This window comes from Bacillus sp. JJ1122 (assembly GCF_036964885.1).
Lineage (GTDB): Bacteria > Bacillota > Bacilli > Bacillales > Cytobacillaceae > Mesobacillus.
Genome location: NZ_JBALQL010000001.1, coordinates 79,035 through 91,616, shown reverse-complemented (window position 1 = coordinate 91,616; position 12,582 = coordinate 79,035). Strand labels below are relative to the sequence as shown.

At 43.4% G+C, this 12,582-nt stretch carries 13 protein-coding genes and 1 other annotated feature; of the genes, 6 read left to right on the top strand and 7 right to left on the bottom strand.

All coding sequences use genetic code 11. The features are described 5' to 3' along the window. Positions 1–97: 97 nt before the first annotated feature. Complete coding sequence (locus V7201_RS00415; protein WP_335374811.1) at positions 98–1,939, top strand: aldehyde ferredoxin oxidoreductase family protein; 1,842 nt, start codon at positions 98–100, stop codon at positions 1,937–1,939. A gap of 347 nt (positions 1,940–2,286) precedes the next feature. Here V7201_RS00415 and V7201_RS00410 read toward each other — a convergent pair whose 3' ends face one another. The 3 genes from V7201_RS00410 to V7201_RS00400 form a co-directional block, all read right to left on the bottom strand. Further along, positions 2,287–2,559, bottom strand: coding sequence for a hypothetical protein (locus tag V7201_RS00410; RefSeq protein ID WP_335374810.1), 273 nt, complete (start codon positions 2,557–2,559; stop codon positions 2,287–2,289). Between the two features lies 1 nt (position 2,560). Further along, positions 2,561–2,833, bottom strand: a complete 273-nt coding sequence (locus V7201_RS00405) for a ubiquitin-like small modifier protein 1 (protein ID WP_335374809.1) — start codon at positions 2,831–2,833, stop codon at positions 2,561–2,563. A 177-nt stretch (positions 2,834–3,010) separates the two neighbouring features. Further along, entirely contained in the window at positions 3,011–3,892 is an 882-nt protein-coding gene (locus tag V7201_RS00400; protein ID WP_335374808.1) for a selenium metabolism-associated LysR family transcriptional regulator, read from the bottom strand. Between the two features lie 161 nt (positions 3,893–4,053). Continuing rightward, positions 4,054–4,290: a binding site (T-box leader), on the top strand. A gap of 95 nt (positions 4,291–4,385) precedes the next feature. Here V7201_RS00400 and brnQ point away from each other — a divergent pair. Then, positions 4,386–5,729, top strand: a complete 1,344-nt coding sequence (gene brnQ, locus V7201_RS00395; protein ID WP_335374807.1) for a branched-chain amino acid transport system II carrier protein — start codon at positions 4,386–4,388, stop codon at positions 5,727–5,729. A 194-nt stretch (positions 5,730–5,923) separates the two neighbouring features. Further along, the gene (locus V7201_RS23140) at positions 5,924–6,103 is read left to right on the top strand and encodes a glycoside hydrolase family 66 protein (protein ID WP_438824995.1); all 180 of its coding nucleotides are present in this window, start codon (positions 5,924–5,926) and stop codon (positions 6,101–6,103) included. Between the two features lie 199 nt (positions 6,104–6,302). On the opposite strand, the gene V7201_RS00390 is transcribed toward V7201_RS23140, so the two are convergent. The 4 genes from V7201_RS00390 to V7201_RS00375 form a co-directional block, all read right to left on the bottom strand. Beyond that, positions 6,303–6,764, bottom strand: a complete 462-nt coding sequence (locus tag V7201_RS00390) for a GNAT family N-acetyltransferase (protein ID WP_335374806.1) — start codon at positions 6,762–6,764, stop codon at positions 6,303–6,305. Positions 6,765–6,942: 178 nt separating this feature from the next. Further along, positions 6,943–10,062 (bottom strand): MMPL family transporter, encoded by a 3,120-nt coding sequence (locus V7201_RS00385; RefSeq protein WP_335374805.1) that lies wholly within the window; start codon positions 10,060–10,062, stop codon positions 6,943–6,945. A 2-nt stretch (positions 10,063–10,064) separates the two neighbouring features. After that, a complete protein-coding gene (locus tag V7201_RS00380; RefSeq protein WP_335374804.1) occupies positions 10,065–10,520 on the bottom strand; it encodes a MarR family winged helix-turn-helix transcriptional regulator in 456 nt (151 codons plus the stop codon). Positions 10,521–10,667: 147 nt separating this feature from the next. Further along, positions 10,668–11,096 (bottom strand): cell wall hydrolase, encoded by a 429-nt coding sequence (locus V7201_RS00375; RefSeq protein WP_335374803.1) that lies wholly within the window; start codon positions 11,094–11,096, stop codon positions 10,668–10,670. A 247-nt stretch (positions 11,097–11,343) separates the two neighbouring features. Between V7201_RS00375 and V7201_RS00370 the strand changes: the two genes are divergently transcribed. From V7201_RS00370 to V7201_RS00360, 3 genes are all read left to right on the top strand, one after another. Continuing rightward, positions 11,344–11,613: a spore germination protein gene (locus tag V7201_RS00370; protein ID WP_335374802.1), complete on the top strand. Its 270-nt coding sequence runs from the start codon at positions 11,344–11,346 to the stop codon at positions 11,611–11,613. 98 nt (positions 11,614–11,711) lie between these two features. Further along, complete coding sequence (locus tag V7201_RS00365; RefSeq protein ID WP_335374801.1) at positions 11,712–11,954, top strand: spore germination protein; 243 nt, start codon at positions 11,712–11,714, stop codon at positions 11,952–11,954. 31 nt (positions 11,955–11,985) lie between these two features. After that, a complete protein-coding gene (locus V7201_RS00360) occupies positions 11,986–12,432 on the top strand; it encodes an Hsp20/alpha crystallin family protein (protein ID WP_335374800.1) in 447 nt (148 codons plus the stop codon). The last annotated feature ends 150 nt before the right edge of the window (positions 12,433–12,582 follow it).

Here is a 12,582-nt window from a genome sequence, read left to right as displayed (position 1 = left end):
AATAATGCTTTTTTTTGTAGATAAATTTAACTATACTAAATATTAAGAGATACTAAATTCTCTTAATAATCAAAAAGAAAGAGGTGGATTAGTTAAGATGAATCTTGGAGGATTTAAAAACAAAGAAGTTTTAGTTGATTTGACGGATGGTTCGATTGATTACAGAGGCATTAATGAAGAGGATGTTCGAAAGTTTATCGGGGGACGCGGTTTAGGTGTTAAGTATGTTTTGGACAATGGCCCGGAGGTTGAGCCTTTATCCGAAGAAAACATCCTTTGTATCATGACAGGACCTGTTACAGGATCACGTTCTTCGATGAGCGGACGCCTTGCAGTCGTAACGAAGTCTCCATTGACTGGTACGGTTACTGACTCTCATATGGGCGGCTGGACTGCAGCTCGCTTAAAATGGTCAGGCATTGATAACGTTATTTTTAAAGGGAAGAGCGACAAGCCTGTTTACCTTTACATCGAAAATGGCCAGGCAGAGCTTCGTGATGCTTCTGAATTCTGGGGCATGAGCACACGTGCGACTGTCCAGGCTATGAAGGACCGCTATGGCGCGGATGACCTTAGTGTCATGACGATTGGCCAGGCTGGTGAAAATGGCGTTCGCTTTGCAGGCTTCATGAACGAGCATGACCGTTCAGCTGGACGCGGCGGCACTGGTGCGGTTGCGGGATACAAGAAATTGAAGGCAATCGTCATCAAGGCAGCTCAAAAGGGCAATATGCCTGAGCCAGCACAAAAAGATGACTACAATCAAGCTAACAGAAAAGCTGTAAAAGCGATTTTAGAAGGCGGATTGACTGCTCCGAACAAGGGCGGATTATCTGTATATGGTACAAACGTACTTACTAACTTGATCAATGAAGTGGGAGCGCTTCCAACTAGGAACTCTCAGTTAACGCACTGGGATGAAGCAGAAAAGCACTCCGGCGAGTATGTAAACGAGCACCTGCTTGTTGCGAACAATACATGCCACGCTTGCCCTGTTGCTTGTAAGATTGAAGTAGAAGTAAAAGAAGGAAAATACAAGACTCGCGTTGAGAGCTTTGAGTTCGAATCTGCATGGGCGCTTGGAGCAAACAGCGGACTAAGCGATTCTGAAGCAATCGCATACTTAATCGATATTTGTAATGAATACGGAATGGATACAATCGAACTTGGCCACGCCATTTCTGTCACGATGGAAGCGTATGAAAAAGGCCTAGTTGGCGAAAAGCTTGATTGGGGCGATGCAGACGGCATGATCGAAATCGCACGCAAAATCGCTTTCCGTGAAGGTTTCGGCGGCATTCTTGCTGAAGGACCTGCGCGCGCAACAGCTCTATGGGGAGCTCCTGAGCTTTCGATGTCTGTAAAAGGCCAGTCTATTCCGGCTTACGATCCACGCGGCATCCAGGGTATCGGCCTTGGCTATGCAACTAGTAACCGTGGTGCATGTCACCTTCGCGGCTACACGATTGCGAGTGAAATCGCCGGCATTCCAGAGCCAACTGACCGTACTGTGGCAGAAGGAAAAGCTGAGCTTCTGAATGTATTCCAGAACTTGCTTTCATTCTCAGACTCTATGAATATCTGTAAGTTCTCTTCATTCTCAGAAAATGCAGAGCACTATGCAGAGCAGTACAGCACGATGACTGGTATTCCTATGACTGCTGATGAAGTAATGCTTGCAGGTGAAAGAATCTATAACCTTGAGCGCTACTACAATAACCTGGCTGGCTTCAACAAGCGTGAGGACGATTTCCTTCCTAAACGCTTCACAGAAGAAGCTGCTTCAGGAAACAGCTTAGGCTTGGTAAGCCGCATGGACATCATGCTTGATGATTACTATAACGTACGCGGCTGGGTAGACGGTGTTGTACCTGAACAAAAGCTTCGCGAACTAGGAATCATTGACGAATCAACGACTCCTGCTGCTGAAGAGGTTTAATTAGCTGATAAATCTGCTCCTGTTTTCAGGAGAGAGGCTGATTGACTGTAAGAATGATTGAAAACCAGGCGATATTGCCTGGTTTTTTATTTTAATTTGGTGACAAGATGAATGTTTGAGGAGTTTTCTTTTAAAACAGGAGCTCAGACTAATGGTTATTTTGATTTCCAGGATAGCGGTTGGCTTGAATATGGCGGAAATGACGGGGAATCTGGCGAAAACGACATGGAATCTGGCGAATTGGAAAATAACAGAAATTTTTTCCAATTCAGTTCAGTCACGCCCCAAAGCTTTTTGCATTAACAAAAAAAGGTCCAGCTAAAGTATCGCTGAACCCTTTCCTCTATCTACCCGCCAACCCGGGTCGTCTTATAACGGTACTTTTTAATGAGTTGTTCCAACTCTGCCAAACTATCAGCAGCAAAACGAATATGTACGGCATTGACAATGAATGTTTTTGTGAACGATAATTCTTCCTCGCTTAAAATCTCCGCTCTCCATCCTTCTCCGACATAAACAAACGGGAAGGTATCCGAAGAAAGGACTCCGCCCAATTCCTCGAAATAGGTACCGAGGTGATCTCTATTGATACCACGAAACTCCAGGATTCGTTCAGCCATATTAACCCCCGGCTACCGGAGGGAATAACGCAAATTGGTCGCTATCTTTAACAAATGTCTCAAGTTCATTGTCATGGACGATGTTTCTGCCATTTATATAGACATGGACAAACGGTTTGAGCTGCTTTTCCTCCGTGAATATTTCCTCATCCAAGTCTGGAAACATTTCTATCATTTTATCAAGCACATCAATCACGCGATCTCCATCCGGCTTCACTTCGACCGTCACGCCCCCGCAAATTTGCCTCAAATTCGCAAACACCTTAACCTGCATCCAAACCGCCCCTTTCTACTACCCTAATAATAAAATGAAAATTGCAAAATGTCATTATCTCTTTCTATCATATTGGAAAGCCGACGTTGCTTCACCGCATTACCGTATTGGGGGTCAGACCCCAAGCGCTTCACCGCATTACCGTACCGGGGGTCAGACCCCCAGCGCTTTAATGCGTTACTTTGTTATGGTTTCGACGAATTGTTTAATGATGGAACGGGTTTCTGCATCGGCATGGGTGACGATATAGAAGGCTCTTTGATATGGCTCGAAGTGATCGATAATTCGGATGCGGCCGGCTTTGGATGCTGGCAGTGCGGCTAGGCGTGAGATGAAACTGATGCCAAGCCCTGCTTCTACTGCTGCAATGACGGATTCGGTGCTTCCAGTGGACATGGAAGTTTTTAAATCGGCAACTGAGAATCCTTTTACTGCAAGGAATTCTTCCATCATCTTTCTTGTGCCAGACCCCTCTTCCCTCATAACAAAGTCGTACCTTTTAATCTGGTCAAATTCTGGCCTGGGCGATTGGACTAATGGGTGGTCAACCGGTGTGATCAGCACGAGTGAATCAGTGGCAATCGGCTTGCTCTTTATATTATTGGAATCGTCATGCAATCCGATTATGCCCACATCCACTTGATTAGCATGAATTTTGTTCAGAACTTTCCTTGAATCACCAATTTCCACACGAACTTCTACCTTAGGATATAGGCTCCGGAACTTCTTGATCCAACCTGGCAGCAGATACGTGCCGGGAATTGTGCTTGCACCGATTGTGAGAGTCCCGGTCAGTGTGCCTTGAAATTCACCTAGCTCGTCCTCAAGTGTTCTCCATCTTCTAAAAATGTCTTTTGCCGCGGTATACACGAGCATACCTGCAGGCGTCGGCCGAATTCCCGCTGCACCTCGATCGAGCAGCTCGAACCCCAAATCTTCTTCAAGACTCTTGATTTTTAGGCTGACTGTTGGCTGGGAGCTTTTCAAGGCTGCAGCTGCTTCTGAGAAGCTATTTTTTTCAACAACCATTATGTACGCTTCTAGTTTTTTAAGATTCATGGCTAGTACTCCAAATTTTTCCGACTTATTTATGTTCATTTTAATACTAGGCAAGTTATTTTAAAAGTGAGGACTAACCACAGTAAAAATTTACATCATCTTAAGTGTTGACATATTATTGTCTGAATATTATTATAGTTCTAGTAAATGATTTCAGAATAATAAAATCGATGACGAGAACACATCCTTTATGGAACTGATCCACAGAGAGCCGGTGATTTGCTGCAAGCCGGTGTTCAGCGAATAAGAGGATATCATCTCCGAGATGCAAAGCTGAAATGCAGTAAGCTTTCGCCGGTCTGTCCGCCGTTAAATGGAACACGTATGATGGTACGTTGATGAGGGCCGCATGTTTTTGCGGAATCAGGGTGGTAACGCGAGCATGACTCGTCCCTATTTACAGGGGCGAGTTTTTATTTTTCTCTATATAATATTCCGTTCCGAAATTCCTAAACTCTCAGTGCCAAAACATAATATTAGGAGGAGAAAAAGGATGGGAAGCTTGAAAAGAAAAGATACGTTAACAATCGGCCTTATGTTATTTGCATTATTTTTTGGGGCAGGAAATTTGATTTTCCCCCCATTTTTAGGACAGGAAGCTGGAGCTAATTTTTGGCCGGCAATGCTTGGTTTTGTTGTAACTGGTGTCGGACTGCCGTTACTGACGGTTGTCGTCATTTCAATGGCAAAGGATGGCATCCAGGAAATCGGTTCACGTGTCCATCCATTATTCGCTGTCATTTTCAGCGGAGCGGTTTATTTATCTATTGGGCCCTTCTTCGGGATTCCGAGAAGTGCCAATGTGGCATTTGAAATGTCTGTTAAGCCCTTCCTGGCTGAATCAGGCTCACATTCTATGATGCTCATGATCTTCACGGTTGTATTCTTCGCACTTGTATATTGGGTGTGTCTAAACCCTTCCAAAATGGTTGAACGGATTGGCAGCATTTTGACACCTGTCCTGCTTGCTGCGATTGTCCTTCTTGTAGTAGCGAGTATTTTTAAGCTTGATGGTTCATTTGGAGCTGTATCTGAAAAGTACACAGCCGCTCCATTTGTTACCGGGTTCCTTGAAGGTTACCTGACAATGGATACAATCGCGGCTCTCGCCTTTGGGATCATTGTCATCAGCGCAGTCCAGCAGAAGAAACAACTTGAAAGATCTCAAGTGGTCAGAGAAACATTAAAGGCTGGAATGATTGCTGGTATTGGACTTGCTTTCGTCTATGTTACAGTTGGAATGCTTGGAGCTAAAATGGCTTCAGTCGGCACTTACGATAATGGCGGTACCATTTTAACAGAAGCAGCAAAATTGGTGTTCGGCACTCCTGGCATGCTGCTGCTCGGACTGATAGTAACCCTCGCCTGCTTTACTACGGCAGTTGGCCTTGTTGCGGCTACGAGCCAGTTTTTTGCCAAGATGATGCCAAAGGTTTCATATAAGACGTTTACTCTCGTGATCACAGTGATCAGCTTGTTGATTGCGAACCTTGGTCTTAACCAAATCATTTCGATTTCAGTACCTGTGTTGATCGTCCTTTATCCGATCACGATCGTGCTTGTTGTACTTTCCTTCCTTGACCGTTTCTTTAATGGTTCAAGAGGAGTTTATATCGGAGCTGTTTTCGCAGCGGGAATGGTTAGTGTGATTGACGGCCTTAAATCATTCGGAATCGAATCAGAAGTACTTGCCTCTACGTTAAAGTCACTGCCGCTCTATGCAGAAGGACTCGGCTGGCTCTTGCCCGCTTTGATTGGCGGACTTGCTGGTTGGGCATTTGAAAGATTCATTTTAGTCCGTTTTGGTAAAAAGAGTTTAAAACCCGCATCAGAATAATAAATGTCTCTTCACAGCTTTTTAAAACAGAAGCCTGACTGCACTTCAACTGTGCAGTCAGGCTTCTGTTTGTTTAATGACTGTGTATAACTTGATTTTTACTTCAATCAATAGAGTTTACAAATCAACAATCTAATGACTATTTATGCCCCCATTCTGATCGCAATATTCCCATCATAATCCGGTCATGAATCTTGCCGTCACGGTGTAATGCTTGCCTTATTCCTCAGACGGTAAACGAAATCTGGCTCGCTTCACCTGACATTCAATCTAGAAAAGCTGTTTCCCTATATTTTGACCAAAAAGAAGGAGAAATAAGCTTCACCCTCCCTTCACTCAGTTATTGGGATATGGTTGTTATTGAGTATGAATGAGATAATAGATTTTAAAAAATAAGAAAAGTGCAAAGGCCTGACTGTGAAGTCGCTTTGATTTCATTGATAGGACCGAGGCGGCTCAAGGTGTTATAGGTGTTGGAGCTGGACAATTCTCACAGTGAAGTTTGTATTTTAAATGCCGAGAGTTCATTGCTCTTGTGCGCTTATTTTTTTATGTGCACATTAAAATGGCTTTTTATTTTATCAAATAGGACATAGGCGTAAACCTAATGCCATTCACAAGCTGCTCATTGTCTGTTTCGACAAAACCAAGCCTTTTATATACAACAACTGCAAATTGAGATGAATTAACTGTGATCTCGCTGATACCATTCGTGTTTTTGCATACTTCCTCAACAGTTTGAAACAACCTTCTAGCTATACCCTGCCGTTGATATTCTTTTTTAACAAAAAGCATACTGATATGATTCTTTCCCTTCGTTGCGATGACTCCTGCTAGTTCATCATCCTCTTTCCAGCCCCAAAAGGATACCTTTCCATCTTTGTATTGCTCAATGTTAGAATGATAGAAGATGAATTTTTGGAATTCATCAATGCCTTGTTCAGAGTAATCCGGTGCCTCGAATTCCTGGAATACGGTCCATACTAAGTCAAGAGCTTCTCTGATCTCTTCTTTTTGCAGCTGTATAATCCCCATCCTGACTCTCCTCCTTACTCTTTTATTCTATTCCTTCTCGGCATGTGGTTATCCTTGTTCACTCAAAATCAAGTTCAATTCTTATACATCAAAATTCTTTTTGATAAAAATACTGTAAAATCGTTTCCAATCCACATGAAAAAGGCTGCCCACACGGACAGCCTTTTTCCATTGGATCTTATGCTCTTTTAAACGGCCACCAGTTTGCCTGCCCGAAGTTTTTCACCAATACTGGAATAAACAGCGGCAGCATGACAAACGCATATAAGAATAGGCCAACGAGAATGATGGAGGCAATCTGGAGCAGTGACATCATTCCTGATGGCATCATTGCCGCGAATGTTCCGCCAAGGATGACGGCTGCGGAAATGATGACCGTGCCCATCTTTTTCATCGAAAGTAGCATGGCATCAGATACCGATAGCTCTTTGTATTCATTGAACCGGTCCATCAGGAAGATACTGTAATCGACGCCTAGTGCAACGAGAATAACAAAGGCGAAGAACGGAACTGCCCAGCTGATTCCTGAGTATCCAAGAATATTCACGAAGATAGCCTCATTGATTGCCATTGAAGTAAAATACGTTAAAATCAATGATCCAATCATGTAAATCGGCATGATCAGTGAACGGAACAGGAATACAAGGATGATGGCGATCCCCAGCAGCATCAGTACGACTGTGCGCGAATAATCCTGATCTGACAATGCATCAAGATCAGCATTCGTGCTCGTGATTCCACCTACGGCAACGTCAGCATTCTCAAGCTTCGTCCCCTTTGTTGCCCTGTCTACAGCTGCCTTGATTTCATCCACCTGGGCAATCGCTTCATTTGAATAAGGATTCGCTTCAAATATGACGTCCATCGTCATGACTTTGCGGTCCTTTGACATATAGACATCAAACACCTGTGCAAACTCTTCATTTTCTAAAGCATCTTCCGGCAAGTAGAAGCTGCTTGAGTCTGAGTTCGACAGGCCTGCGAGATAGTCCTGCGCTGAACCTAGACCTTCAGATACTTGATTCAACCCGTCAGCACTTTGAGAGAGCCCATCAGTAAGCTGGCTCAATTGGCCGCCAAGCCCTCCAAAACCAGCAAGGAGCTGCTGCTGGCCAGCATTGATTCCTGTCAACCCATTCGTCAATTTAGGGAAGTTATCAACAATCTGTCCCTGGCCGTTTGCCAGCTGGTCCAAGCCCTGCTGCTGTTTTTCGATTCCATCGATCAGCTGCTGAAGTCCTGGGCCTATTTTCTTCTGTTCTTCAAGGATGGCACTGAATCCGCTGTTAGCTTTTTCAATACCATCAATTGCATTTGATAAGTATGTGTTAATTTTGGATATACCTTCAGAGGCTTCCCCCACTTTTCCTTGAAGGACACCAAGACCGCCTTTCAATTCTTGATATTGTCCTTCGGTTTTTAAGCTCTCATCCCGAGCTTCTAAATAAGTAAATAAAGTGTTATTTGTTTCTTCCAGTTTTGTTGATAGTTCGAACAAACCGCTGCTCACACCAGCGTATTGGCCTTCAAGCGAAACTAAACCACCATGGGCCTCTATATATCCAGCTTGCAGTTTTTTATATTCGTTTAAAAGTCTCTCTGCACCAGCCTTCGCCTCACCTAAGCCGGATTTCAGCTGGTCTGATCCGGCTGAACCTTGACGAATGCCATTTTCAATTTTCGCAAGGTTGTTCTGGATTTCCCCAAGCCCTGATTTAATTTCAGTTGTACCATTGATCAGTTCATTGATGCCATCTGCAGCACCGCTTAACTCAGGCTCGGATTTGGATAGCTCGCTTTCCGCTTCCTGCAGGCCTTCACTGATTTTATTCAGGCCTTCTTTTCCTTCACCAAGACCAGACTCCAGTGTTTCAGCCTGCTTGGAAACGAAGAAGTCTTCAATTGGTTCTCCCGTCGGTCTTGTTACGGAGCGCACGGTATCGACTAAATCCACCTTTTCTAACTCTTGGCTGATTTTTTCTGCTACTTCAATGTATTCAGCAGAATCCATTCTTTCATCATTTTTCAAAATGACCTGGGTTGGCATGGATTCCCCTGGTCCAAAGCTATCGGCAATGGCATTGAACGCCTGGATGGAGTTCACATCGCCGCTGATTTCGTCCAATGAGTTGTAGCTAAGCTTCCCATCATAGGCAACCAGGAATGGTACACAAATTGCTGCTACAACCAGCAATGCCAGGAACGGGCGTGCCAGTGAAAAGCGGCCGACAGTGCCCCACAGCTTACTTTCACCATGCTCGGCACTGCTTTTCGAAGGCCAGAAAATCTTTTGTCCTAATACAGCCATGAAAAACGGCACGATGGTGAATAATCCAATTAGCAGGAACGCAACACCAATGGCTACAGCTGCGGCTGATTTATAGAGAATGAACTGTGAGAAACCAATCGCAGCGAAACCGATCATTACTGCCAGACCGCTAAAGAAGACCGTGCGGCCAGCGTTTTTATAGGTTTCAACAATGGCTGTTCCCACGCTTTCATGGTGTGCCAGCTCTTCTTTAAAACGGCTTAAAAGCAAAATACAGTAGTCTGTACCGATTCCAAACAGCACCGCAACAAGGAAGATTTGGGTGTAGTTGGATAACGGAAAATCCAGTTTATCGACGAGTACTGCTACTACTGATTGAGAAACGAGGTAGGCAAATCCCACTGTCACGAGTGGAATGACTGGCGCAATGACCGACCTGAACACGAGCAGAAGTACGACGAGGATAAAGACAACCGTGATTCCTTCTGTTTTCTTTACCCCTTCTTCTGAGCTGGTCATCAAGTCTTCGTTGATCAGCCACTGGCTAGTATAGTAGTGATCGACCTTCACATCTTCAATTGTGTCATATAGAAGCTTGCTTACTTCTTTTGGTTCGCGGTCATTCCAGCTGACGGTCACCTGAGTCAAAATCGACTTACCGTCCTCAGAGACTAGCTGTTCCTTCAGGCTTTTTTCATTAAAATGAGTAAGGATATCCGTAATCCCAATCTCATCACTACTTTCTTCAAGCTTCCGGATTGCTTTCTCCGCTTCCTTGACCTCATCTTCACTAAGCTTTTTCTCATTATGAAAGACTAGTGCGACCTTGGTTTCATCCCCGCCGCCTTCCTGCTTGCGAACGTCCTCCATAATTTTGCCGGCCATCGTTGATGAGTACTCATCCGGAACGGTAATCTGCCCTTTTTCACGCACTAATTCTGCCATGTTCGGGGCTGCCATAAACAGTCCTGCGGCAACTAATATCCACGCGATGATCACAAACCATTTTTGTTTTATTATGAGGTTCACGTTTATTCCACCTTACTCTTTCTTTCTAGTAAAATTTCATTCACTTTGTCATACGTCTTCAAGAACTGGACAATTTCGCTCTGCTCGAATTTTGAAATAAAGGATTCCACCAGTGAGTGGATACGCTCCTCTGTTTTCAGGAACAATTCATTTCCTTTGTCAGTCAGCGTTAAATATACCACCCGGCGATCGTTTTCATCACGGGTTCGCTGGATCAGCCCTTTTTCCCACATTCGCGTAATAATAGCTGTAATCGCACTTTTCTTTACATCAAATACTTCAGCAAGCTCGGATGAGGTACATGTGCCAACCTTGTTGATATACCTTAATGTATAGTGCTGGTCATTCGTTAAATCCGAACCGATTTGCTCTTTTACAAGGCCTTCGGCGATTTTGTTAACGGAAAAGGAAACATTGATATAATGATCCACTAATTCCTTGATCGATTTTTCACACATATTTATATATTCACCTCGCAAAAAACTTATTCATTCGTTTAACTGTTCAACTATTTAACTATTAACCTTTTTAACTTTAATATGATTGGTTTTTTGTGTCAATATTTTTGAAAAAGAAAAGACTGCCCTTTTGAGGCAGCCTGAACTTTAAAAAGTATTATAAATGTTTTCACACTCTGCACCTGTTGGTTCATAAAAACAATGAAGTTTGAAGCGGCCTGCAAATGGCTGATTGTACCATGTTGGCGGACAGTCACCGGGCGGCCTGAAATACCAGAGACTAAATTTCGACGGCCACAGACGTTCGCCCCTGATCGCCCTTCTTGCGAGCCTTCTCTCGACTTCCCTCGCCCGCTGATAAAAATATCCTTTTTGGACCGCTTCAAAGGCGTGTTCCTGGTATACCATCTGCGGGATCGTCCTCAAATTTTTAAAATCCGAACAATTGGCTCTTATTCGGTTAATTCCTACATTTCCAACCATCAGCATTCCCTGCTGGCCTTCACCTTCGGCTTCCGCCCTCAACAGCCGCGCCAACAAATTCAAGTCCGCCTCTGTATGCTTTACTACTGCCATGGCATAACCTCCACCATTTTATTATTACATCTTATTTTTCGACAGCTCGGGCTATAACTGATTTAATTTTCCCGTAGTAAACAGCAGCTGTCCCACTTCCGGCCTAACGATGTAAATCCAACTGATTCACAAGTTCCAGGTGTTTTGTCTATCTGCCTTCCAGGGATACTTCTCCATACATCAGCATGAACATATAGGCGAAGGTATGCATATAGTACTTTCAAAGACGTATTAAGGATGAAAAAACATGTCAATCACAATTAACCTGTTTTACATCAAAGTGAACAGTATCTCAGGAAATGGTTCGATTACGATAGGTAATGGAATTCATAACAGTCATACCGCCAATGATAAATCCCAAGGAATCAATTCTTCTTATGGAGATACTTCCCCAGCTGAAGCATTGATGGAAAATATCTATATAGATCCTGATGTAAATGACCAGGCTGCCATCGCAACTGCAGATTCTACTTATCAAGGGGTTCCCCTGATCCCAGTTGACGAACCCATTCTTTAATGCTGTTTAAAACAGCATCTGTCTATCCTGCATGCGGATGGTTCAATATTCCTCCAGCATGTCTGATAGCATCATTATAAAAACTAAGGAGTTTTCCGATGCCTTTTCAAATTAATGTCTTCAACATCAAGGTGAATGGTGTAACGCAAAATGGAAACTTGGATATCGGCCCCACCGTCCATAATAGCCATACCGCGAACAGTAAAAATTTTGGTGTCAATTTTTCACTAGGTGATTTTTCACCATCGTCCTCATTATTGAATACTGCCATATTGGATCCTGATTTCAGTGACCAAGATCAGATCGCAAACCCTTCTGCCCCAATAGCTAACCAAATATAAACAGGGATTTCTAAAAAAACGGAGGGCCGTCATGGATATTGATAAAGTAAGGAAATGGCTTGAATTGACAAACCAATATCAGAAAAATGAATTTTGGCGGAATCTGTTCAGTCATTCTGTTCCGGAAAAAATGTTGAGAGCAGACGAAGCATTTCCTCTCTATGATATCTATCAAAATCAATCCTCCGTTTGCATAGTCATCGAAATTTCTGGAATGAACAAAAACGATCTCTCGATTTCCTTGAGACAGAAATCAACTTTAGTGGTAAAGGGAAAGACCGTCCCACTTTTCCCGGATGAAATGACGATTAAAAAAGAACGATTTTACGGTGAATTTGAACGGCTGATTCCCCTGCCCGAACCTACAGATCCACAGCATATGCAAGTCCATTTCTTTGATGGGCTTGTGCAGGTCACCTACCCCCGAAAAAATGAAAACCTATCTGCAGCCGATTATGATGAATCACTTTTTAATTAGAGCCCAGGAATGGGCTCTTCATTTTTTATCTGCATGAAAGCTCATGGTGATCTTCTGGCAGTCGTTATTTCAAACAACTACTTGATAAAACTGGTAATAAAGAAGAAAAATTCTTGTTTCTACAAAAAACGCAAGGGTAAATTCATAATG